The 21,947-nt window shown below is 61.7% G+C and carries 18 protein-coding genes and 1 riboswitch; of the genes, 10 read left to right on the forward strand and 8 right to left on the reverse strand.

Annotated elements, in window-relative coordinates:
- Window positions 1-28: 28 nt before the first annotated feature.
- The 5 genes from AC1DUY_RS27940 (at window position 29) to AC1DUY_RS27960 (ending at window position 4,006) form a co-directional block, all read left to right on the forward strand.
- Entirely contained in the window at window positions 29-508 is a 480-nt protein-coding gene (locus tag AC1DUY_RS27940; RefSeq protein WP_068733742.1) for a DUF721 domain-containing protein, read from the forward strand.
- A 105-nt stretch (window positions 509-613) separates the two neighbouring features.
- Window positions 614-1,270: a DsbA family protein gene (locus AC1DUY_RS27945; protein ID WP_089262423.1), complete on the forward strand. Its 657-nt coding sequence runs from the start codon at window positions 614-616 to the stop codon at window positions 1,268-1,270.
- 62 nt (window positions 1,271-1,332) lie between these two features.
- A complete protein-coding gene (locus AC1DUY_RS27950) occupies window positions 1,333-1,677 on the forward strand; it encodes a DMT family transporter (protein WP_068733204.1) in 345 nt (114 codons plus the stop codon).
- Window positions 1,678-2,294: 617 nt separating this feature from the next.
- The gene (locus tag AC1DUY_RS27955) at window positions 2,295-2,558 is read left to right on the forward strand and encodes a hypothetical protein (protein WP_478118561.1); all 264 of its coding nucleotides are present in this window, start codon (window positions 2,295-2,297) and stop codon (window positions 2,556-2,558) included.
- Between the two features lie 362 nt (window positions 2,559-2,920).
- Window positions 2,921-4,006 carry a DNA cytosine methyltransferase gene (locus AC1DUY_RS27960; RefSeq protein ID WP_478118563.1) on the forward strand — a complete coding sequence of 362 codons (1,086 nt, stop codon included), beginning with the start codon at window positions 2,921-2,923 and terminating at the stop codon, window positions 4,004-4,006.
- Here AC1DUY_RS27960 and AC1DUY_RS27965 read toward each other — a convergent pair.
- Together AC1DUY_RS27965 and AC1DUY_RS27970 are read right to left on the reverse strand one after the other, a co-directional pair.
- Window positions 3,929-4,666 carry an MAE_28990/MAE_18760 family HEPN-like nuclease gene (locus AC1DUY_RS27965; protein WP_478118565.1) on the reverse strand — a complete coding sequence of 246 codons (738 nt, stop codon included), beginning with the start codon at window positions 4,664-4,666 and terminating at the stop codon, window positions 3,929-3,931. The genes AC1DUY_RS27960 and AC1DUY_RS27965 overlap by 78 nt on opposite strands.
- The gene (locus AC1DUY_RS27970; protein ID WP_478118567.1) at window positions 4,663-5,838 is read right to left on the reverse strand and encodes a DUF262 domain-containing protein; all 1,176 of its coding nucleotides are present in this window, start codon (window positions 5,836-5,838) and stop codon (window positions 4,663-4,665) included. The genes AC1DUY_RS27965 and AC1DUY_RS27970 overlap by 4 nt, the downstream gene beginning before the upstream one ends.
- 427 nt (window positions 5,839-6,265) lie before the next feature.
- Here AC1DUY_RS27970 and smc point away from each other — a divergent pair, with 427 nt between their 5' ends.
- Window positions 6,266-9,730 carry a chromosome segregation protein SMC gene (gene smc / locus AC1DUY_RS27975; protein ID WP_478118569.1) on the forward strand — a complete coding sequence of 1,155 codons (3,465 nt, stop codon included), beginning with the start codon at window positions 6,266-6,268 and terminating at the stop codon, window positions 9,728-9,730.
- A gap of 77 nt (window positions 9,731-9,807) precedes the next feature.
- Here the strand turns inward: smc and AC1DUY_RS27980 are convergent, their stop codons facing one another.
- Complete coding sequence (locus tag AC1DUY_RS27980; RefSeq protein WP_478118571.1) at window positions 9,808-10,824, reverse strand: DUF6892 domain-containing protein; 1,017 nt, start codon at window positions 10,822-10,824, stop codon at window positions 9,808-9,810.
- A gap of 123 nt (window positions 10,825-10,947) precedes the next feature.
- Here AC1DUY_RS27980 and AC1DUY_RS27985 point away from each other — a divergent pair, with 123 nt between their 5' ends.
- Both AC1DUY_RS27985 and AC1DUY_RS27990 read left to right on the forward strand, forming a co-directional pair.
- Complete coding sequence (locus AC1DUY_RS27985; RefSeq protein WP_478118573.1) at window positions 10,948-11,937, forward strand: small ribosomal subunit Rsm22 family protein; 990 nt, start codon at window positions 10,948-10,950, stop codon at window positions 11,935-11,937.
- 67 nt (window positions 11,938-12,004) lie between these two features.
- On the forward strand, window positions 12,005-12,385 hold the full coding sequence (locus AC1DUY_RS27990; RefSeq protein WP_093759564.1) for a COG4315 family predicted lipoprotein: 381 nt from the start codon (window positions 12,005-12,007) through the stop codon (window positions 12,383-12,385).
- A gap of 277 nt (window positions 12,386-12,662) precedes the next feature.
- On the opposite strand, the gene AC1DUY_RS27995 is transcribed toward AC1DUY_RS27990, so the two are convergent.
- Window positions 12,663-15,650: an autotransporter family protein gene (locus tag AC1DUY_RS27995; protein ID WP_478118576.1), complete on the reverse strand. Its 2,988-nt coding sequence runs from the start codon at window positions 15,648-15,650 to the stop codon at window positions 12,663-12,665.
- 318 nt (window positions 15,651-15,968) lie between these two features.
- Between AC1DUY_RS27995 and AC1DUY_RS28000 the strand changes: the two genes are divergently transcribed.
- Window positions 15,969-16,529 carry a LemA family protein gene (locus AC1DUY_RS28000; protein ID WP_478118578.1) on the forward strand — a complete coding sequence of 187 codons (561 nt, stop codon included), beginning with the start codon at window positions 15,969-15,971 and terminating at the stop codon, window positions 16,527-16,529.
- Window positions 16,530-16,669: 140 nt separating this feature from the next.
- On the forward strand, window positions 16,670-17,833 hold the full coding sequence (locus tag AC1DUY_RS28005; protein WP_478118580.1) for a M48 family metallopeptidase: 1,164 nt from the start codon (window positions 16,670-16,672) through the stop codon (window positions 17,831-17,833).
- Between the two features lie 5 nt (window positions 17,834-17,838).
- Here the strand turns inward: AC1DUY_RS28005 and AC1DUY_RS28010 are convergent, their stop codons facing one another.
- The 4 genes from AC1DUY_RS28010 to AC1DUY_RS28025 all read right to left on the reverse strand — a co-directional run bounded on the left by AC1DUY_RS28010 (window position 17,839) and on the right by AC1DUY_RS28025 (window position 21,770).
- A complete protein-coding gene (locus AC1DUY_RS28010) occupies window positions 17,839-18,471 on the reverse strand; it encodes a hypothetical protein (RefSeq protein ID WP_089262445.1) in 633 nt (210 codons plus the stop codon).
- A 111-nt stretch (window positions 18,472-18,582) separates the two neighbouring features.
- Window positions 18,583-19,569: an acrylyl-CoA reductase (NADPH) gene (gene acuI / locus AC1DUY_RS28015; protein ID WP_478118582.1), complete on the reverse strand. Its 987-nt coding sequence runs from the start codon at window positions 19,567-19,569 to the stop codon at window positions 18,583-18,585.
- Between the two features lie 139 nt (window positions 19,570-19,708).
- Window positions 19,709-20,218 carry a 6,7-dimethyl-8-ribityllumazine synthase gene (locus AC1DUY_RS28020; RefSeq protein WP_478118584.1) on the reverse strand — a complete coding sequence of 170 codons (510 nt, stop codon included), beginning with the start codon at window positions 20,216-20,218 and terminating at the stop codon, window positions 19,709-19,711.
- Between the two features lie 80 nt (window positions 20,219-20,298).
- Window positions 20,299-20,451, reverse strand: a riboswitch (FMN riboswitch).
- Between the two features lie 65 nt (window positions 20,452-20,516).
- Entirely contained in the window at window positions 20,517-21,770 is a 1,254-nt protein-coding gene (locus AC1DUY_RS28025; RefSeq protein WP_089262451.1) for an MFS transporter, read from the reverse strand.
- Window positions 21,771-21,947 lie beyond the last annotated feature (177 nt).

A 21,947-nucleotide genomic window follows, 5' to 3' on the forward strand; every position in this document is an offset into this window, starting at 1 on the left:
GCCGACCATGTATCCAAAACGCCCGACCATGAACAAGCCCGGCTATATCTCGGCAAAACCGCTCTCCGTCCTGCTCGGCGGGGTGTTTGCCGATGCTTATGCCAAACAGGGCTTTGCCTCGCGCGAGCTGGTGACACGCTGGGCCGAAATCGCCGGCCAGCAGGTGGCGAATTTCTCGGAGCCCTTGAAGATCCAGTGGCCGCGCCCTGTGGAAGGCCAGCCGCAGGAGCCGGCGACACTGATCCTGCGCGTCGAGGGGCCGATGGCGCTGGAGATCCAGCATTCGTCGGATGCGATCCTGCAGCGGGTGAATCGCTTTTTTGGCTGGAACGCGGTTGGCAAGATCGCGCTGCGCCAGGCGCCGCTGTCGCGGCCGCAGCCTCGCCGCACCGTGAAGCCGCCGGATGCCAAGGCCATCGCCCAGGTCGCGGAAACGCTGCCCGAGGTCGAGGACGACGCCTTGCGCGAGGCGCTGGCGCGGCTCGGCGCCTCGATCAAGCGAAGTTGAGGCTTTCCAGCTCGCCCGGAACCGGCGCGTGCTTGCCACATTTGTGGTTTCAAGTTAGCGAAGCGAACCTTTTCCCGGCGTCCGCCGCCGCTTTGGAGCATTCCTTTGATCATCACGCGCCGTGACTTCACCGCCGCCCTTGCCCTCACCGGCGCTGCAGCAGCCATCGGCCTGTCGCCGCTGCAGCTGATCTCCGAGGCATTCGCGCAGAACGCCGTCGACGTCGCCAAGCCGGTGTCGCTGCCCGACATGGCGCTCGGCCCGAAGGATGCCGCCGTCACCGTCACCGAATATGCCTCGATGACCTGCCCGCATTGCGCGGCCTTCACCGAACAGGTGTTCCCGAAGATCAAGGAAGCCTTCATCGACACCAACAAGATCCGCTTCGTGTTTCGCGAATTCCCGCTCGACATCAAGGCCGCCGCCGGCTCGATGCTGGCGCGCTGCATCGCCAAGGAAGACTCGGGCAAGTACTTCGCCGTCATCGACATGCTGTTCAAGCAGCAGAACGACTGGGTGATGAAGGACACCGCCGCGACCCTGACCCGCATCGGCAAGCAGGCCGGCCTCAGCCAGCAGGCCGTGGAAGAATGCCTGAAGGACCAGGCACTGCTCGACAAGATCGCCGCCGACCAGAAATACGCCAATGAAGTGCTGAAGGTGAACTCGACACCGACCTTCTTCATCAATGGCGAAATGCTGAAGGGCGAGCAGTCGTTCGAGGAATTCTCCAAGAAGATCACCCCGCTGCTGAAGAGCTGAGGTCTTCTTGTCCCTCCCCCGTTTTTGCGCGGGGAGGGATTCCTGAACGCCCGAGCCCTTTCATGACCCCGACCTTCCTCAACTACGCCGCCCTCGGCTGCGCCATCGTGCTCGAAACCATCGGCACGGCGCTGCTGGCGCAGTCGCAGCAGTTCACGAAGCTCTGGCCGACGTTCGGCATGGCCGTCTGCTACATCCTGTCGCTCTATTTCCTGTCGCACGCGCTGAAGGTGATGCCGGTCGGGATCGCCTATGCGATCTGGAGCGGGCTCGGCATCGTGCTGATTTCGGCGGTGAGCTATTTTGCATTCCGGCAGGCGCTCGATCTCGCCGCCATCATCGGCATCGGCTTCATCCTGACCGGCGTGGTCATCGTCAACGCGTTCTCCGCCAGCGCGTCGCATTAGCGCGCTGCCGCGCATCGTCTTCTCTGATTCTTCGCTTCAAACAGCCGAGCTCTCGCATTCTCGCGGCGCTTGCGCGTCCGAGGTGTGAGCAGTCCCCCCTCCTGAAACAGGAGGGGCGGCGGCGCGCCATCAGGCGCAAAGGGTGGTGTGTGTCGCGATCCGCTCCACCGGAACGCCGGCAAGCTGCAACCGCGCAACGCCTTGAGGGCGCGCCACCGCGACGTCTTTTTAGCTGAGGGACCGTTCTTCCGGGTAAAGGGCAGAGCTCCGCACTCCGCTTATCCCGACGATTTCGCGCCGTTCACCAATACCACGTCCAGCCAGCATGAGTGGCAGAGCCCCGTAGTGGGCCCGGACGGTGACCCCAAGCCTCCCGAGTGTGCGGGGTACGTCACCCCACACCCGCAGGCGCCGCATCCTGTCCCACCTCAAGACGCCTCATGAAGCGCCCCTCGCGAACCGGATAAGATTTGATTATAATCTTATAGGAAAACTGTCAAGTGCCCGCCGCGCATTTTTTCGATGCCGGATGCAACTGAAGCCGCGCTCATGCGTTCACGTAGTTCACCCAAAAGAATAGTTCAGTCCCCCTCGTCCAACCCGATGAGACTTGCCCCATGCCGACACGCGCCAGCCACCTGCCGCATTATGTCGAGCGCACCGCGCTTCAGAAATTGCGCGATACGCCGGGCCTCCTTGCGCCGCATTTGATGCCTGCCGGGCCGAAGACCCTGTCCAAGATGGTCGCCAAGACCTGGATCGCGCTCCAGGCCGGCTCGCTGGTGCGTTATTGCATCACGCCCGAAGGCGAAGCCGCGCTGAAGGCCAAAATCCCGATGCCGCACAGCGCACAGACTCCGCCCGCTGACACCCTGCGATAGCCGGATGTTAACGGGTGGTGCCCTCGCGGATTAACTGTGTTTCCACACATTATCGAAGCGTAAACGCGCATTAAGGAACGCTTAAGCGCCATCTCCGCATTCTCATCCCATTAGCGTGAGGGCGTATCATGTTTGAAAATTTCATCTGCGAGATCATCGGCCTGGCATTTCTCGGCCTCTGCATCGCCGTGCTCGGCGCACCGCAGCAGCGGCGACCTAATGGGTATGCGCGGGACGTGTAAGCTCCGAAAGCGCCAACTTTGAAGGCGACGCGTCCTAGTCATCGAATCTTCGATGCGATGCTCCCCTAACCCTCCAAAAAAGGAGAGCAAAATCTGTTCGCATTGCGCTAATTTGTCCAAATGGGGAATCAGTTAAAAAAGCGCGCCGAGTTGCCAGCGATTGCAGCAATAGACCTATTTTGCGGAGCGGCAGGCTTGTCGCTTGGCTTAAAAAAAAGCGGCATCCCGATCATCGCTGGCGTCGACGTCGATCCAGCGTGCCGGTATCCTTTCGAAACAAATATTGGCGCAAAATTTCTTGAACAGGACATCACGGGCCTGTCTGCTGAAACCGTGATCGCTCTTTTCGGTAAGGTGAAGATCCGTGTGCTGGCTGGATGCGCGCCTTGCCAGCCGTTCTCTGGATACACCACGAAACGACGCGCCATCGATACCCGATGGGAACTACTGCTTCAATTCCTGCGAATCGCAGAAGAGACCAGCCCCGAAATAATAACCTTGGAGAACGTTCCTAGACTTGCTCACCTTCCTTTATGGAAGAAGTTCGTCACCAGCCTTGAAGCACGCGGCTATTGCGTTACGTGGGATGTGCTTGACGTATCAAATTTTGGAGTACCACAGAACAGACGGCGCCTTGTACTTCTTGCCTCAAAGCTTGGCCCAATTCGTCTTCCTACGGCTTTAAAAGGAAAAGTGCCTACCGTTGAAAAGGCCATAGGAAAGTTGCCGCCTATTGCAGCCGGAGTAAAGAATCAGACCGATCCACTGCATTCGGCACGCGCTCTGACCAAGCCGAATCTTGCCCGCATTAGACAGTCGAGACCCGCTGGCACTTGGCGCGAATGGCCCAAAAAAATGCAGGCCGCGTGTCACAAGGCCGATAGCGGAAAAACATATCCTTCCGTTTATGGGCGCATGTCTTGGGAAAAGCCGTCTCCGACTATCACGACGCAGTTCTACGGCTTCGGAAACGGACGCTTCGGTCACCCAGATCAAGATCGTGCAATCACGCTCAGGGAAGGAGCCATTCTCCAATCATTCCCGATTGATTTTCAGTTTGCTCCTAGCGGCGACCGAGTCAACTTTAGGGGAATTGGAAAGCTTATTGGAAATGCTGTGCCACCCGAGCTAGGGCGAGCTATTGGCGGAGCCATTATCGACCATATTAGAGCTACCAAAACGAACAGAAAGCGGCTGGAAGTGTAGTGTCGATGGAGGAACTTCCAAGTAGCGCTCTTCATCCAGGTACTCAGCGACATTATTCAAAATACCGTCCATGTAGAACATAGCTCGGCGCGTCAAGAGCCTAAGCTCGGATGCGGTATGATCTCTTCCTATCTCTTCAAAAGTTTTTCGTCCGTGAGCTAGATCATTACGATTGCGTTTGATCACGAGCAAATCGCTACCATCCCTAGTAAATCGGGTCTTTGTTCGATGGGAAAACCCGTAGCAGTCTGCCAATTCGCGGATGGCTTTGGCATCCACATTTCCAGATAGCTTAATATCCTGAGCCAGCGCGGTTGCTACGAAGGCTGAAGGAAAATCCTCCATGGTGTGGAGACCGGCGGGATCAGTCCCCTTCTTGAAAAGGCGAACAATTTCTTTTCTCAATGTCAAAGTCAGCAAGAAAAAAGGCGCTTCACTCGTTGTGATTTTGTCGTGTATCGCCTCTATTGCGCCTCGCGCTGACGCCTCGATGAGATTGTATAAGATTAGAAAAGTACCAGCTCTCAACGTAAGAAGGCGCCCCTCCTGAACACGCGTGATGCGCCCTTTAGCTTCACGTTCAGCTTCACTGACAACGGCAACGTAATGGCGAACCTGCCGTTTTCGATCTTCAAAATCATTCAGTAGCGCTTGGGTCATACACCGAGCATCTTATTTCGTACGAACTCCAAGCGACCGATCAGGTTTGCACGATTGTTCGACGCATCGCTTGTTGTCCATTCTTTGAATTCTGCACTTTCCAACCACTCAGCGATATCGTCTGTCTCTAAATCAAGAATATCAAGGCCGTCGTGTTTAAGGTCGCGAATAGCAAGACCGACACCAACTGAAATAGCCTCAAACCGTACGCGCGGAACCTTACGTCCGGGACCCTTCTTCTTGAAACCCTCTGGGAAATAATCACGCACGACGCCGAGCATATCCGTCCATTCACTAGTCATGCTCTGCATAACGGCTTCTCGGTCCGGCCCTTGCAATAGGGCATTTGTCCGCTTCACATAGCCAAGTAGAAAGTTTGCTACAATCTTGCCACCTACTCCGTAATCTTCATAATCGTTCAAGAATGCAAAGAACCGCGTGACCAGTTCTTCATACTCGAAGCGCTTCCTCAAACCATCCGAAATGGGTGCAAGTTGATGCAGCACGGGATCAGCGGCAAGCTTTGTGACTAGCTCAAGGAACGGACCGGGCTCCATTCCACGACGAACTTCCACAGCTTCCAATTTAACAGAGCCGCTATTGATACGATCGAACATCTCGCGACGGACATCTTCCGTCACCGCTTCAGTCAACTCGATCAACCTCAACGTGGCACGTCGGAAACGTCGCTGCCTAGAGGGATGAAGATCATAGAACCGAAAACCGTTGAGCTTGCTGAGACGATCAAGATTACCCAACACTAGATTGCCAGTCATGAAATCAGCCAGCGTTCGGATCCGTTGAACTCCGTCAACAATCTCGAGCCGACCTGCCTTGTCGGGATCTTCTTCGTTTCCAACGTCCGCAACGAAAAGAAATGGGATTGGCAACCCAATGAGAAGTGATTCAATGAAGCGAGACTTGTGACGCTCAGGCCAAATCAATTCACGTTGGTAATCAGGAACATAGAGCTCATTTTGATCGGTACTTCGGCCCTTCAAGTAATTTTGGACAACCACTTCGACCGGATACTCGCGGACAATATATCGAACGTCTTTGAGTTGCCCGACTATCTGCTTTTCAGCTGCATCTATTTCAGTGGATGTGCGAGTCGGCTTGTTAGTTGGGAACAATTGCAGGTTTTCATCATCATTTTCTTCGTCATTATTCATTGATTAAATCCTGCGCGCCAGTCGACGAGATAAGCGTAGCAAATACGCAAGCGCAATACTCGCCCTATCAGCCGCAATGCAACCCTGTGTAGAATTGACGTGCATTCTGGAAATAGACGATCCAAGCTAAACCTGACCTCGACAGCGTGTGATGTATCTGGACATGCCCGCCAAGTCCGCGCCACCGCCCCTATATCCCCCTTAAAACAAGCCCTTTTTCACGCCCTCCTCGACCTATCCCCCGCAAAACCCTTGGGAAAAGCGGGGTTCCGCGGTTGCGCCGCTGCCCTCGTCTCGCCATTGTCCGGGCCAATGAGAGCCGCGACCAGCGAGTCTCCGTCCGCGCGGCAGCTGCATTTATGCTATTGTTCGTGCTGGGGGATTCGCGATTCTCGGGGCTGTTCGGCTAACCTAGAGTACCGTATCCATGAAACTCACGCGCCTGCGCCTGCACGGATTCAAGTCGTTCGTCGAACCGACCGACTTCATGATCGAGCCCGGTCTGACCGGCGTCGTCGGCCCGAACGGCTGCGGCAAGTCCAATCTGGTGGAAGCGCTGCGCTGGGCGATGGGCGAGACCTCGCACAAGTCGCTGCGCGCCGCCGACATGGACGCGGTGATCTTCGCCGGCTCCGGCAACCGCGCCTCGCGCAACCACGCCGAAGTGGTGATGACGATCGACAATACCGATCGCACCGCGCCGGCCATGGTCAATGACGCCGAAATTCTCGAAATCTCTCGCCGCATCGAGCGCGAAGCCGGGTCGCAATACCGCATCAACGGCCGCGACGTGCGCGCCCGCGACGTGCAGATCCTGTTTGCCGACGCCGCCACCGGCGCGCGCTCGCCCGCCCTCGTCCACCAGGGCAAGATCGGCGAAATCATCCAGGCGAAGCCCGAGCAGCGCCGCCGCGTGCTGGAAGACGCCGCCGGCGTCGCCGGTCTGCATGCGCGCCGCCACGAGGCCGAGCTGCGTCTGAAGGCCGCCGAAACCAATTTGACGCGCGTCGAGGACGTGATCGGCCAGCTCTCCGGCCAGATGGAAGGCCTGAAGAAGCAGGCCCGCCAGGCGATCCGCTACCGCGAAGTCGCCGGCAAGGTGCGCAAGGCCGAGGCCATGCTGTTCCACCTGCGCTGGCTGCAAGCGCATCAGGACAATGCCGAAGCGGCAACGCTGCACGACCAGTATGTCCGCGATCTCGCCGAACGTACCCGCGAACAGGGCGAAGCCGCGCGCATCCAGGCGATCCGCGCCAGCGAATTGCCTGCGCTGCGCGAGGCGGAAGCTGCCGCCGCGGCCGGGCTGCAGCGCCTGACCAATGCCCGCGACATGCTCGACCGCGAGGAAGAGCGCGCCAAGGAGCGCGCCGCCGAGCTCGACCGCCGCCTGACGCAGTTCGAGAGCGACGTCGCGCGCGAGATGAAGCAGTCGGAAGACGCTGAATTCGCGCTGCTCCGTCTCGACGAAGAAGACGCGATGCTCAAGGAAGAGATCATGCAGCGCGTCGAGCTGCGTGGCGGCGTCGATGACCGCGTCTCCGAAGCCGAAGCCGTGCTGGCCGCGGCCGAGCGCACCTTCACCGAACTCACGACCGCGCATGCGGACATGACCGCCAAGCGCAACCAGCTGCAGTCCAACGTGCGCAGCCAGGCCGATCGCCTCGCGCGTCTCGGCCAGGAAATCGCCAGTGTCGAGGCTGAGATCGAGGCACTGACGGCGCAAACGTCAGGCTTCGGCGACCTGGATGAGCTTGCAGCGCTGATGGAGACGTCGCAGGAAATCCTGCTGCAGGCCGAAGGCAACGTGGCCGACAACGAGGCCGCCCATATCGCGGCCCGGCAGACGCTGGAAGCCTCGCGCGCGCCGCTCAACGACGCCGACCGGAAGGTGCAGCGGCTCGAGACCGAAGCCCGCACGATTTCGAAGATCCTGAACGGCGAAACCAAGAACCTGTGGCCGCCGATCATCGATGGCGTCAGCGTCACCAAGGGCTATGAAAAGGCGCTCGGCGCCGTGCTGGGCGACGATCTCGACGCGCCGGTCGATCCGTCGGCGCCGATGCGGTGGACCAATGCCGGCGATCACGCCAACGATCCGGCGCTGCCTGCGGGCGTCGAGTCCCTTGCCTCGCATGTCAATGCGCCGGCCGAACTCGCGCGTCGCCTCAAGCAGATCGGTGTCGTCTCCAAGGATCAGGGCGCGGCCCTGGTGTCGCAGTTGCAGACCGGCCAGCGGCTGGTGTCGCTGGAAGGCGACGTCTGGCGCTGGGACGGTTTCGTCGCCGGTGCGCATGCGCCGACCGGCGCCGCCCGTCGCCTCGCCGAGCGCGCCCGCCTGACCGATATCGAAGCCGATCTGGAAAACGCCAAGATCGACGCCATTGCCAAGCGCGAAGCTTTGGAAAGCGCCGAGCAGGCGCTGAAGGCTGCGGCCTCGGCCGAAGGCGCATCGCGCGACGCCCTGCGCAATGCCCGCCGCGACGTCGACCAGGCCCGCGAGCGCCATGCCAATGCCGAGCGCGAGATCAACCGCCATGCGGCCCGTCGCGCGACGCTGACCGAAGCGCAGTCGCGCCTCTCCAACGATCGCATGGAGGCGGAAGCGGCGCATGAGAGCGCGCATGCCGCGCTGGAATATCTGCCGGAAAGCTCCGACGCCGAAGCCCAGCTCGCCAGCGTGCGCGGCGAGATCGAAGGTCATCGTCGCGGCGCAGCTCAAGTCCGCGCAGAAGCGCAGGCGCTGGCCCGCGAGGCCGAACTGGCCGACCGCCGCCTGCAGGCGATCATCGCCGAGCGTACGGACTGGGCGAACCGCAAGACCTCCGCCGCCTCGCAGATCGAGACCGTCGCCGCCCGCGTCGCCGAAGTGACCCGCGAACGCGCCGAACTCGAAGACGCCCCGGCGCTCTATCTGCAGAAGCGCCGCGCGCTGATCTCGGAAGTCGAGAGCGCCGAACAGGCGCGCCAGCTCGCCGCCAACGCCCTCGCCTCGGCCGAAAACGCCATGCGCGAGACCGACCGCGATGCCCGCGGCTCGCTGGAGGCTCTGTCGGCCGCGCGCGAAGCCTGCGCCCGCACCGAAGAGCGCATGGAAAGCGGCAAGCGCCGCCTAGAGGACATCGAGCGCGAAATCCGCGACATGCTGGAAGTCGAGCCGGAAGGCGTCGCGGCGCTGGCCGAAGTCCGTCAGGACGATACGTTGCCTCCGCTGGCCGATATCGAAGCCGATCTGGAAAAGCTGCGCCGCGACCGCGAGCGTCTCGGTGCCGTCAACCTGCGCGCCGAGGAAGAGCTCAACGAAGTCGAAGGCACGCATAACGGCCTCGCCACCGAGCGCGACGACCTCGTCGAAGCCATCAAGAAGCTGCGCACCGGCATCCAGAGCCTCAACAAGGAAGCCCGCGAACGGCTGATGACCTCGTTCGACATCGTCAACGGCCACTTCAAGCGCATGTTCGTCGAACTGTTCGGCGGCGGCGAAGCCGAGCTGAAACTGATCGAGAGCGACGATCCCTTGGAAGCCGGTCTCGAAATCGTCGCCAAGCCGCCCGGCAAGAAGCCGCAGACCCTGTCGCTGCTGTCCGGCGGCGAGCAGGCGCTGACCGCGCTGGCGCTGATCTTCGCGGTGTTCCTGACCAACCCGTCGCCGATCTGCGTGCTGGACGAAGTCGACGCGCCGCTCGACGACCACAACGTGGAGCGCTTCTGCAGCCTGCTGCACGAAATGTGCGCCTCGACCGAAACGCGCTTCATCACCATCACGCACAACCCGATCACCATGGCGCGCATGCACCGCCTGTACGGCGTGACGATGGCGGAACGCGGCGTGTCGCAGCTGGTGTCGGTGGATCTCGAAAACGCAGTGAAGATCCTCGATCAGGAAGTGGCGTAACTCTTCCTTGCCCTCCCCCCGCGCGAAGCGAAGCTTCGCCAGGTGGGGGAGGACAAGACGAACAAAGCTCGCCTCTCCTACGCGTCGATCCGCACCGCGACGCCACGCGCCTTTAACGCCGCGATCAAAGCCGGATCGCGGACGGCGGTTTCTGGGAATGTCAGCTTCTTCAGCGCAGGGAGCTCGAGCAGACGCCCGGGATTGTCGCACACGGACGGCAGATCGAGCGCTTCGAGCTTGCCGAGGCCGACGAGATCCGCTGCATCCAGCCGCTCGATCATCGCGATGCAGGTGAGCTGCCGCAGGTTCTGGCACAGGCTGATGCCGGCCGTGCTGGAAATATCGAATTCCTCGCTCTCGCCGTCCCAGAAATAATAGCAATAGGGATAGATCTCGTTGCCGCCATCGAAGGTGATGGTCTCGACCTTCGCCAGGTCCGCATCGGTCAGGGGATAGCGCACCAGATAATCGTAGGCCTCGCTGATCAGATCGTAACCGTCCTCGTCGAGATCGACCGCGCGTTTCAGCACGAACGCGGCGAGATCCCCGGGCTCGGCCAGATCGAGCGCGCCGCCCTCCAGCAATGACGACATCACGGCGAGTTTGAAGTTCGGATCGCCGAAGGGAGCGCCGGGCGCACCGGCAGCCACCGGATACGCCATCGGCCGCTTGTCCGGATAGACGGCCGCCGGATTGCGCAACGAGATCGCGTAAAGCTCCTGCCAGCGAAACTCCAGCGCAAGCTTCGTCTCATGCGCGACGTCGGCGACGAAATACATGGCCTCGTAGGCCGGCGCGCGATGCGACAGCGCGAGCTGCGGCAGCGCCGCCAGGGCGTCCGCGACCGGCATACCGATCCGCAGACCGAGAACACCTGGCGCGGCGGGGAACGGCTCGCGATAACGAATAGCGCCGATCCGTCCCGCTGTATCGATCTGCGCTTCAAAGCCGTGCTGCTTCGACAAGGCAGTGACACGGCCCTGCTGATGCGGCGCAGGTTCGCACCAGCGCGCACCAAGCGCGCGGCTGAGATCTTCGCGCGCGTCACCGGGCCGAAGCGCCGCAAGTGCGGTGAAATTGACCGGGTGATCCATCGTCGATATTCCTGTCTTGGCGTCACCGACGCCATCTGGTGAGAAGGCCTCTTGGTGTCGCAGCCGCGGCCCCGGGTTCAATACGAATGTCGCGGCGCGCCGCGACGGAATGACGGATCACCGATGTCGACCGATCTCCCCGCCGAACTTACCGCGGCCCTCAACGCCCGCCTGCACGGCTTCTCGCGCAACGACGCGGCTGCGCGCTCCGATGCAATCTCGCAGACCTATCGCTCTGGCGGCGGCTCGACGACCATCCGGAACGAGAGCGACGCACTGGCCTATGCGCTCGCCCGCATGCCCGCGACCTATGCGGCGGTCATCGCCAGCCTCAATGCGCTGCAGGAGACACGACCGGACTTCGCACCGGCCACGCTACTCGATTGTGGCGCCGGGCCGGGAACGGCGACATGGGCCTGCGCCGAAGCCTTCGCGTCGCTCGCTGCGTTCACGCTGCTCGATGCCAATCCCGCTCTGCGCGCTCTTGCGCTCGGTCTGGCGCAGGACAGCCACCGCATCCCCGCGATGAACTACACGCTCGGCGACGCTGCCGCGACAATCGCCAATGCCCCATCCGCCGATCTCGTCATCGCGAGCTATGTCATCAATGAGCTCAACGACGCCGCGCGGACGAAACTCGTCGCGGCGATGTGGGCGAAGACCAATGATACATTGCTCATTGTCGAGCCTGGCACGCCGGCGGGATATCAACGCATCCTCGATGCACGTGCGCAGCTCATCAAGAACGGCGCGCATGTGATCGCGCCCTGCCCGCATGACGATGCATGTCCGCTGACAAAGCCCGATTGGTGCCACTTCAGCCAGCGGCTGCAGCGCTCCCGTGTGCATAAACAACTCAAATCCGCAGAACTTCCCTATGAGGACGAGAAATTTATTTATGTCGCGCTGTCGCGTGCGCCTGTTGCGCAGCGGCCGTCGCGCGTGCTTGCGCAACCGGTGACGACAAAGATCGAAATCACGGCAAAACTCTGCACAAATGCAGGCGTGATCGCCGCAAGCGCACCACGCCGCGACAAGGCGAAGTATGCAAAGTTCCGCAAGCTCGACTGGGGCGATGCGGTTTTCGATGCACCGACATCATCCATGGAATAATTCTCTACAGCTGGCGTTTGTTCTCCTGACGCGACTGCGTCGCCCAATCATCAGGAGTAACGCTGCAATGACCAAATCATTCGCCGCCCTCGCGGCTCTGACTCTCATGCTCGCCTCAAGCGCCGCCTCGGCGCAGATGCTGAAGACCGCCGACACCGCCAAGGGAAAGACCTTCGTCGATGCCAAGGGCATGACGCTCTACACCTTCGACAAGGACGCCGGTGGCAAGTCGATGTGCAACGGCCCCTGCGCCGAAAACTGGCCGCCGCTGTTCGCGGTGGACGATGCCAAGCCGAGCGCCGACATGACCATCGTCGTGCGCGACGACGGCAAGAAGATGTGGGCCTATAAAGGCAAGCCGCTCTACACCTTCAAGAAGGACACCGCCGCCGGCGACACCAATGGCGACGGCTTCCTGAACGGTGCGTGGCATATGGCGAAGCCGTAAGCGGCTTCTGCGCTGGAACGACCCGCTAGTCGCGAGATTGCGGCTAGCTCACTGCAAGGCCCCTCACCCGACCGGCTTCGCTGCGCTTCGCCGGTCGACCTCTCCCCGCAAAAAGCGGGGCGAGGTTAAAGAAGGTGGCGCCGTGCTTACCTCTCCCCGCTCTGCGCGGGGAGAGGTCGACATGCGCGCGTAGCGCGGATGTCGGGTGAGGGGCATGGCACCGCCCTCACCTACATTCGGTATTTGCGAATCTCGTTTTCCTGCGGATAGCCCGCTCTCAGAACGAATGCCGGATGCGGCCCATCACCTGATGCGCGACGGCATCGTTGCTGCCGACGATCGCATCATAGTTCACCGACAGTACCGTGAGCGGTGCCAGCTTGCCGGACAGACCGGCGCCGATCACGCCGCGATCGCGCAGCGCGCTGCCGGTCGCGGTGATGAACGAGCCCGGCAGTGTCGTATCGGTGAAGCTCGCATTGATGCCGCGCACGCCGTCGCTGAATTCATGCAGCCAGGCGAGCCGCAATTCCGGCGTCAGCACGCCGCCATTCAGCGCGTAGTCATAGGCGAAGCGTGCACCAACGCTTGAGCGCAGCGATTCCGAACTGTCCGAGCCGACCACGAGCGCCGCCGCACCGCCGCGTTCGGCGAAGCCATCGGTCATCACCCGCGTATATTGCAGGCCGATCTCCGGCGTGACGACCCAGCCGCTGACGCGCAGGTCGGTGCCGACCGTGCCGCGGATCGCGTAGTGATCGCCGCTGAACGCCGCGGTGTTCGTCGTGCCGACTGCCACGCGCGTGGTGTCGTAATCGCTGAAGCCATAGAGACCCATGGCGGTCGCGAACCAGCCGGGCGCCTGATAGGTGCCATAGCCGCCGATGGTACCGGTCGAGATCTTGGTGTGGCTGCCGACATTATCGATATCGCCGCGGGTCAGCGCGTAGCCGCCGAACACGCCGGCGACGAGGCTGTCGGTGATGCGCCGGTCGTAGCCGGCGAGCACGTTGACGGTGTTCGACTTGAAGCCCGGCGCGTCAGTTCGTGCGCCTTCGCGGGCGAAGCTGGCGCCCGACGTGATGAACAGGCCCTCTTCTGCGGCGAGAGCCACCGGACGCAGACCGGGCAGTGCCTTGGTCACCGGCGCATAGGCCATCGCATCGGCGGCATTAGCGCCCCAGCCGGCATCGGCCAGCGCGGAACTTGCGCTGCCAGGGAATCCCGTCACCGCGGCCAGCGCACGATCCGCACTGAAATTCTCGTCGAACATGCCGCCGTCGAACATCGCCAGCGCATTGCCGACACCGGACATGTCGGTGCCGAGGCCGCCGAGGCGGTTCTGCGTCAGGTGTTGGCCGACCAGCGAGGTCGTCTGGAACGCGTCGTTCATGGTCATGCGGCCGAGGCCCTGATAGGCCGCGGGCGTGAGCTGCGCCAGCGCCGCACCGACATCTGCCGAGCTGGCAACGCTGTCGAGCAGATTGACCACCGCACTGCTGGTGGCGGTGGCCGGCAGATTGTCGAACAGCGAGGCGACGCCGAGCGAGCCCGCGCTGGCAAAGGACGCGAACGAAGACGACGTTCCGGTGATCACCTCGAACGACGTATAGAGCGTACCGCCGATATTCACGGTCTGACCTGCCTGCAGCGCAGCACGCTTGGCGTCGGTGAGGCCCGCCTTGTTGTAGTTCAGCGTATCAGCGCCGACACCGCCATCGACCAGACCGACGATGCGCGAGCCCTTCATGATGTTGACGGTGTCGTTGCCGCCTTCCATGTTCACGGCGCGGCCGGTGTTGCCGATGATGGTGCCGTAATTGGTCAGCACGTCGTTGCCTTCGCCCATCTGGATCGCCGAGCCGTCGCCACGGATGAAGCGGGCGGAGCCGGTGCCGGTATAGGTGACGCCGTTGAGGGTGCCGACGGAATTGGGATCTGCCACGCCCGTATTCATCAACACGATCGCGTTCGGATCGGGGATCGCACCGTTGCCGATGATCGTGCCGTGATTGACGATCACGTCGTTATTGATGGCGGGAGTCGCCGTGCTCTTGTTTTCGAGACGGATCGCGTAGCCATTCTGGCCAATAATGGTGCCGCTCTCGTAGTTGATAATCGTGGTCGCTGCGACGCCGCTGCGATCCACATTCGTGTCCTTATTGACGACGATCGCGGTATTTGCACCGCTTATGGTGCCGTAATTGGTGATCGTACCGCCGCCGATGGAAATGCCTTCGCTGGCGTTGGCGCGGCCGCCACTATCGAAACCGCCGGCGCCGGTGCCTTCGATGATGCCGTAGTTAAGGATCTTACCCTCATTGTCGATATCGACGCCGTCACCATCGCCGTTGATCTGCGCCACACCGTCCGAGTTGAAGATGCTCCCGACGCCAGCATAGGCACCTGTGATGCGGCCGTAATTGTTGACGGTGCCGTCGCCATCGGAACCGACGCCCGAGCCGTTGCGGCCGAGGATCGTGCCACCGGCCGCGTTGTTGACCGTGACGTTATTGTCCGCAGTGATGCCGTGGCGCGCGCCGGAAATCAGACCACCGGCCTGATTGTTGACGACAACACCGAGATTGCCACCGGTGTCGATGCCATCCGACGTGCCGTTGGCTCCGCCGGATGTGTTCGCGCCGAAGCTGCGGATGATACCGAAATTATTGATCACCGCGTTGGCGCCGGGCCGGACCGCATCGTCGGTCATCGCCTCGATCACGCCGGTCGCACGGTTGATGATGGTCATCGATGCCGCGCCTGTCATGCCGCGGAAATCGAGCGCCTGCCCGAGCGCAGCATAGCCGGTACCGCCGGCCTGGATCAGCCCGGCGTTGTCGATCACAATGGTGCCTGACGTCATCGCCAGGTTGAAACGAAACGCGTCGTTCCGCGTCGTTCGCACGATCGCACCGACATTGTTCAGGAATGTGAACGTGCGAGGACTCAGCACTGCGGTGCCCGACGTATTGACGATGTCAATAGTACGACCTGTGCTGGTGTTTTCGATGATGCCGGAGTTGGTGATGACTACCCCGGTAGATGCGCCATTCCAGTCAACTGTTGCGGTGCTGGTGGTCGACCGCAGGGTCCCACCCGCCTCAACGGTCCCCGTCTGCGTTCCGTTGAGCGTCTTCGGCACCGTGTCCGTCGTACCCGCAGGAACGGTGAAGGTCTGCGCCTCCGCCGTCATCGGCGCGAACAGCGCCGCCACAACAACGCCCATCGCAAGCCGGCTCGCGCCGTTACGCCATTCCAACATCACAGTTCATTCCCCAGCCCAAAGGTTAGGATTTCATTAGGTTTTGCGCATGACGGTTGGATGACGAATGGCGCATGCGCGCTAACCCGCAGGCATTGAGCGCAAAAGTCTCGAAGACCGATGCAATGATGCAACGTTGCAACACTTCCGGCTTGCACGCATGCCATGCAGGTTCTGCAGCCACCTCTTCGCGTTGCCCTTGAACGTATTCCACCCTCGCGGCGACCAATCCCTGCCGCGACATGCCTGCGGCCCCTGCTCTGTGGCCGCGTGATCGGCTAGGCTTTGGGTTTGATGGTTTCTTTTGGGGGTTCTTACATGTCGACCGGCTGGATCGTTCTTGGCGTCATCGTTGTCCTGATTGTCCTGGCATTTGCTGCCTACAACCGACTGGTGGCGCTGAGCCAGCGGGTCAACCAGTCCTTTGCCGATATCGACGTGCAGCTCAAGCAGCGCCACGACCTGATCCCGAACCTGATCGAGACCGTGAAGGGCTATGCGGCGCATGAGCGCGGCACCCTCGACGACGTCATCAAGGCGCGCAATTCGGCGATGAATGCACAGGGCCCGGCGCAGGTCGGCGCCGCGGAAAACCAGCTCTCCGGCGCGCTCGGCCGGCTGATCGCGCTGTCCGAGGCCTATCCGGACCTCAAGGCCAATGCGAATTTCCAGCAGTTGCAAACCGAGCTCTCGGATATCGAAAACAAGATCGCGGCTTCGCGCCGCTTCTTCAACAATGCCGTGTCCGAATACAACACCGGCATTCAGCAGATGCCCGCGGCGCTGTTCGCCGGCACCTTCGGCTTCCATTCGAAGGAGTTCTTCGATCTCGGCGAGACCCGCAGGGAGGTCGAAGCCGTGCCGCAGGTCAAGTTCTGATCCTCAGACCCAGAACACATGCCCCTCCACGTCATTGCGAGCGCAGCGAAGCAATCCAGAAAGCCACAAGCGAAGACTGGATTGCTTCGTCGCAAGAGCTCCTCGCAATGACGGCTGATAGTGAATCCTAGGACTGCATCATGGCCGCCTATGGTCTCTATACGCATATTGCCTCGAACAAGACGCGTTCGATGCTGCTGCTCGCAGGGCTATTCCTGCTGATCTACGTCATGGTGTTCGCCGGCGCCCTGATCGGCGAGGTGGCCGTTAACAGCAACGGCTCGGTTGCGTATTATATCAACGCGGCAACGCGAGACCTGATCAAGGCGCTTCCCTTCGCCACCATCGGCGCGGTGTTGTGGATCGTCATCGCCTATTTCGGTCATCAAAAGATGATCGACAGCATCACCGGCAGCGAAAGCGTGACGCGGCAGGAGCAGCCGCGACTCTATAACCTCCTTGAAAACCTCTGCATCTCGCGCGGCATCCCCATGCCGAAGCTGAAGGTGATGGACTCTGATGCGCTGAACGCCTTCGCCACCGGCCTGAACCCGCGGCAATATTCTGTCACGGTCACGACGGGCCTTCTGCGCGCGCTCAACGATGACGAGATGGAAGCGGTGCTCGGCCACGAGCTGACGCATATCCGCAACGGCGACGTGCAGCTGATGGTGGTGGCCGTGATCATCGCCGGCGTGGTGGGCTTTGCGGCTGAACTGTTCTTCCGGATATTCATCAATTCCGGTTTCCGCTTCGGCGGCAGCCGATCGTCGCGATCGTCTTCCTCGTCTGACAGCGACAGCAAAGGCTCCGGCGGCGGTGCGGTGTTCGTGATCATCATCGCCGTGGCACTGATCGCGCTGGCCTGGGCGCTGTCGCTGGTGGTGCGCTTCGCGCTGTCGCGCTCGCGCGAACTGCTGGCCGATGCGGGGTCGGTGGAGCTGACCAAGAATCCCGACGCCATGATCTCGGCGCTGCGCAAGATCGAGAATCGCGGCGAACTGCCCGGCGCGACATCGGCCGTCATGGAGATGTGCATCGACAATCCCCGCGAGGGTTTTGCCGATTTGTTCGCGACACATCCATCGGTGGATTCGCGGGTCGCGGCACTGGTGAAATTCGCCGGCGGTCACGATCCCGGCCGGATGGCACTGCCATCCGATACGGATGCGCCCGGAGAGGCCGACGACACACCGCCGCTGCCGCCGCGTTCCGGACCATGGAGCGACGGCAAATCGACTACAGGCAGCGCGCAGGAGCGGCTACAGGGCCCGCTCAAAGGACCTTGGGGTCGCCACGCCTAGCTTGCTTAGTTGGTGGATTTACGCAGTTCGAGCGCTTCGGTCTTTTCCGGTTCCGGCGTCTTGGCAATTTCCTTGGCCGGCTCGGACTTGATCGATCCGACGGCGTCGATCTTGCTGCTCTCGACGCGCGGGGTCGAGACGCGGGTCACGGTGTTGTCGGCGCCAGCGGAAGCATCGGCCGAACGGGTTGTCGACGGTGCGCGCAGCGAGCGCGGGGCCGACAGCGAGCGGGCCATCAGCATCTGGCCGCGGCCGCCCTGATGGCGGAAATCGCAATAAGCGAAGCCCATGCCGGAGACGGAACCACGGAAGCTACGCTCGTCATTCTTGTTGAGATTGAAGCACGGCTCGAACGGGATGCCCTTGATCGAGGCGCAAATGGCTTCGCCGCGGACCTGCAGCGTATTGCCCGGCAGGCGCATATTGCGCGCAGGGCCCGAGCCCGAAAACTGGACAGCGCCCGCCGCACCGCCATCGTCGAACACGCGGCCTGCGCCGCGGGTGCCGTCGAAACAGGTAAAGGCAAAGACCTTGCCGGCGACAAACTTGCGGGCCTCTTCGGCCGTCATCGACCCAGCCAGCGCGGGGGTCGCCACCGTGGCGGCAAGCACCGCTCCCAACACATAACGCGCAACCATAGGATACTCCGAACAACCGAGCGCGGATGACCGCCTGATGTCTTTACCCGCTGCTTACCATACCAACCGTGGCAACAATGGAGCAGGTTGGTTGGTAAAGTCTGAACGTCGTTAGCCGATCTTTACCACGATTCGCCCGCGGACCTGCCCGGCCAGCACCTTGGCGCCGGCGTCGATCACCTGATCCAGCGGAATTTCCTGAGTAATTTCAGCGAGTTTTGTGTGATCCAGATCCGCCGCCAGCCGTGCCCAGGCCTGCCGCCGCAGCTCGATCGGGCACATGACAGAATCGATGCCGAGAAGACACACGCCGCGTAAAATGAACGGTGCAACCGAAGATGGCAGGTCCATGCCGGCCGCGAGACCGCAGGCGGCTATAGCGCCGCGATACTTGGTCATCGACAGGAGATTCGCGAGGGTGGTCGAACCGACGCTGTCGATGCCGCCCGCCCAACGCTCCTTGGCCAGCGGCTTGGCCGGTCCCGAGAGCTCGTTGCGGTCGATGATCTCGCTGGCGCCGAGGCCCTTGAGATAGCCCTCCTCCGAGGTCCGACCGGTCGAGGCGATGACCTGGTAACCGAGCTTCGACAGCACGGCGATTGCCACCGAACCGACGCCGCCGGCAGCCCCCGTCACGACGATCGGACCATCGGCCGGCTTCAGTCCATGTTTCTCCAGCGCCAGCACGCTGAGCATTGCCGTGTAGCCGGCGGTGCCGACCGCCATGGCGTCGCGGGTGGTCATGCCGGCCGGCAGCCGCACCAGCCAGTCGCCTTTCACGCGGGTCTTTTCGGCATAGGCGCCGAGATGGGTTTCGCCCATGCCCCAGCCATTGCCGATCACCTTGTCGCCGGGCTTCCAGTTCGGATTGGACGAGGCTTCCACCGTGCCGGCGAAATCGATGCCGGCGATCATGGGAAAACGCCTCACCACCGGCGCCTTGCCGGTGACGGCGAGGCCGTCCTTGTAATTCACCGTGGACCATTCAACCCGCACGGTGACGTCGCCGTCCATCAATTCGGCTTCGTCGAACTGCGTCAACGCAACCGTGGTGCCTTTGTCAGCCTTGTCGATGCGGACAGCCTTGAACGTTCCCAACACGCGTCTCCCGAGTTTTTGCTTGTGATTTCCGTTGCCGAATTATGCCGCGCCGTTGCGGGAAACGCCACCCGCACCAGCCGGTCAGGAGCCTTGCAGCCCTGCCCGGCCGTAACGGCATAACGCGGTGTTGCGGTGATCAGGCGGCCAGTTGCCGGGTCGCCGCGATATTGGCGATGGTCGCTGCACAGGCCGTCGCCGCCTCGGTGCCCTTCACGACGAAATGCTCGCGGAAGAACCTGACGTGTTCGGCATGTTCGTGGAAATGCTGCGGCGTCAGCACCGCCGAGATCACCGGCACATCGCTGTCGAGCTGCACCCGCATCAACCCGTTGATCACCGCCTCAGAGACGAATTCATGGCGATAGATGCCACCGTCCACGATGAGCCCGGTGGCGACGATCGCGACATAGCGCCCGGTGCGCGCCAGCAATTTGGCCTGCAACGGAATTTCGAAGGCGCCGGGCACCTCGAAGACATCGATTTGACTGTCAGGCACACCATGCCGTGCAAGTTCGGCGACAAAACCGACACGGCATTGATCGACGATATCCTTGTGCCAGCACGACTGGATGAAGGCGATCCGCCCGGTCGATGGTGCAAGATTTACGGAAGTGGAAGTTTTGAAGTTCATCACAGGCTGATTCATGGATGCTCTCGCGGTTTGAGACCAGAATCAGGACGTACGGTCACACGCCGAGCATCCACCGAAGCGGAGTCCGTGCGCATACCCGTTCTCTTTCATCCGGACTATGACCGTCGGCTCCGGCATCGCACCGGATCTGCTGACCCTGACGGTATGACCCGTCAGGCGCTCGCGGGCTCCCGAGCTTGCGCCCGATTACCGCCGGTGGGGATTTTCACCCCGCCCTGAGAACGAAGGCCGCCCCGACTGGGACGACCAAGATCAATTTTTATCGCTGGAGATCAGCGAGTCAACAACAGGCTCATGCCGGTTGTGCAATCGGACGCTTCACCGGCTCTTCCACGATCGGCAGATTGATCAGTGCCGACAGCACGCCGAACAGCACCGACAACCACCACACCGGCGTGTAGGAACCGAACTTGTCGAACACGACACCGCCCAGCCAGGCACCGAGGAAGCCACCGACCTGATGGCTGAAGAAGGCAAAGCCATACAGCGTTGCCAGCCAGCGCGTGCCGAACATCAGCGACACCAGGCTCGATGTCGGTGGCACGGTGGAGAGCCAGGCAAGCCCGCTGATGGCGCCGAACACGAGCGCCGAGGTGGTGGTCAGCGGCAGCATGATGAAGGCCACCGTCGCCAGCGCGCGGGTGAAATAGATGAAGGACAGGATATAGCGCTTCGGCAGTTTGCCCTGCACATAGCCGACCGTCAGCGAGCCGATGATGTTGAACAGGCCGATGATGGCAATCACCCAGCCGCCCACAGCCGCCGGCAAGCCGCGATCGACCAGATAAGCCGGCAGATGCATGGTGATGAAAGCGAGCTGGAAGCCGCACGTGAAGAAGCCGAGCACCAGCAGCACATAGGAGCGATGGCCGAAGGCTTCCGTGAGTGCGCTCTTGAACGACTGCTTCTGCGCCACCGGCGCGTCGGCGGACGCGGCACTCGCGGTCGGAGTCGCCAACGCGAGCGACAACGGGATCACCAGCAACATCAGCACCGCGAACACGGTGAGCGTCGCCTGCCAGCCGGTGTTGTCGATCATCGCCACTGTGAAAGGCGCAAAGATGAACTGGCCGAACGAGCCTGCGGCGGTGCCGGCGCCGAGCGCGATGCCGCGCCATTCCGGCGGCACCAGTTTGCCGAAAGCGGACAGCACCAGATTGAACGAGCAACCCGACAGGCCAAAACCGATCAGCAGTCCAGCGCTGATATTCAGCTCGAGCGGTGTCGAGGAATAGCGCATCATCAGCAAACCAGCCGCATAGAGGAAGGCGCCGACGCAGATCACGCGCACGCTGCCGAACTTGTCGGCAACGGCGCCGGCGAAAGGCTGGCCGATGCCCCAGAGCAGGTTTTGCACGGCGAAGGCGAGCGCGAAAACGTCACGACCCCAGCCGAACTCCTGGCTGAAGGGCTGCATGAAGAAGCCGACGCTCGAGCGCGGCCCGAAGGTGAGCATGCCGATCAGCGATCCGCAGATGATGATCACCAGCGGCGTACGCCAGCCAAAACCAGATGCCGGGCGCGTCGCGCCGTCGATTGCCGCCATGTCGTTTCCCCGGATCAAATTCGGATTGAAAATTCAGCCGGCCCAAGAGCGCAGGCCCGGTCCGGATTAGACGGGAGATTAATGCATTCGCATGGAAATCCCAATGGCGTTGATGGGGATTTCAGAGGATGCATTGCTGGGATGCAGGGCCACGCAGACATCGTCCCGGCCCAGGGT

The sequence above is a fragment of the Tardiphaga sp. P4_G1 genome, assembly GCF_056401215.1.

What these genes read in the sequence shown, in the direction of transcription:
- AC1DUY_RS27940 (WP_068733742.1), top strand. Translation starts at nt 29, where the DNA reads ATGAACAAGCCCGGCTATATCTCGGCAAAACCGCTCTCCGTCCTGCTC.
- AC1DUY_RS27950 (WP_068733204.1), top strand. Translation starts at nt 1,333, where the DNA reads ATGACCCCGACCTTCCTCAACTACGCCGCCCTCGGCTGCGCCATCGTG.
- AC1DUY_RS27955 (WP_478118561.1), top strand. Translation starts at nt 2,295, where the DNA reads ATGCCGACACGCGCCAGCCACCTGCCGCATTATGTCGAGCGCACCGCG.
- AC1DUY_RS27960 (WP_478118563.1), top strand. Translation starts at nt 2,921, where the DNA reads ATGGGGAATCAGTTAAAAAAGCGCGCCGAGTTGCCAGCGATTGCAGCA.
- AC1DUY_RS27965 (WP_478118565.1), bottom strand. Translation starts at nt 4,666, where the DNA reads ATGACCCAAGCGCTACTGAATGATTTTGAAGATCGAAAACGGCAGGTT.
- AC1DUY_RS27970 (WP_478118567.1), bottom strand. Translation starts at nt 5,838, where the DNA reads ATGAATAATGACGAAGAAAATGATGATGAAAACCTGCAATTGTTCCCA.
- smc (WP_478118569.1), top strand. Translation starts at nt 6,266, where the DNA reads ATGAAACTCACGCGCCTGCGCCTGCACGGATTCAAGTCGTTCGTCGAA.
- AC1DUY_RS27980 (WP_478118571.1), bottom strand. Translation starts at nt 10,824, where the DNA reads ATGGATCACCCGGTCAATTTCACCGCACTTGCGGCGCTTCGGCCCGGT.
- AC1DUY_RS27985 (WP_478118573.1), top strand. Translation starts at nt 10,948, where the DNA reads ATGTCGACCGATCTCCCCGCCGAACTTACCGCGGCCCTCAACGCCCGC.
- AC1DUY_RS27990 (WP_093759564.1), top strand. Translation starts at nt 12,005, where the DNA reads ATGACCAAATCATTCGCCGCCCTCGCGGCTCTGACTCTCATGCTCGCC.
- AC1DUY_RS27995 (WP_478118576.1), bottom strand. Translation starts at nt 15,650, where the DNA reads ATGTTGGAATGGCGTAACGGCGCGAGCCGGCTTGCGATGGGCGTTGTT.
- AC1DUY_RS28000 (WP_478118578.1), top strand. Translation starts at nt 15,969, where the DNA reads ATGTCGACCGGCTGGATCGTTCTTGGCGTCATCGTTGTCCTGATTGTC.
- AC1DUY_RS28005 (WP_478118580.1), top strand. Translation starts at nt 16,670, where the DNA reads ATGGCCGCCTATGGTCTCTATACGCATATTGCCTCGAACAAGACGCGT.
- AC1DUY_RS28010 (WP_089262445.1), bottom strand. Translation starts at nt 18,471, where the DNA reads ATGGTTGCGCGTTATGTGTTGGGAGCGGTGCTTGCCGCCACGGTGGCG.
- AC1DUY_RS28020 (WP_478118584.1), bottom strand. Translation starts at nt 20,218, where the DNA reads ATGAATCAGCCTGTGATGAACTTCAAAACTTCCACTTCCGTAAATCTT.
- AC1DUY_RS28025 (WP_089262451.1), bottom strand. Translation starts at nt 21,770, where the DNA reads ATGGCGGCAATCGACGGCGCGACGCGCCCGGCATCTGGTTTTGGCTGG.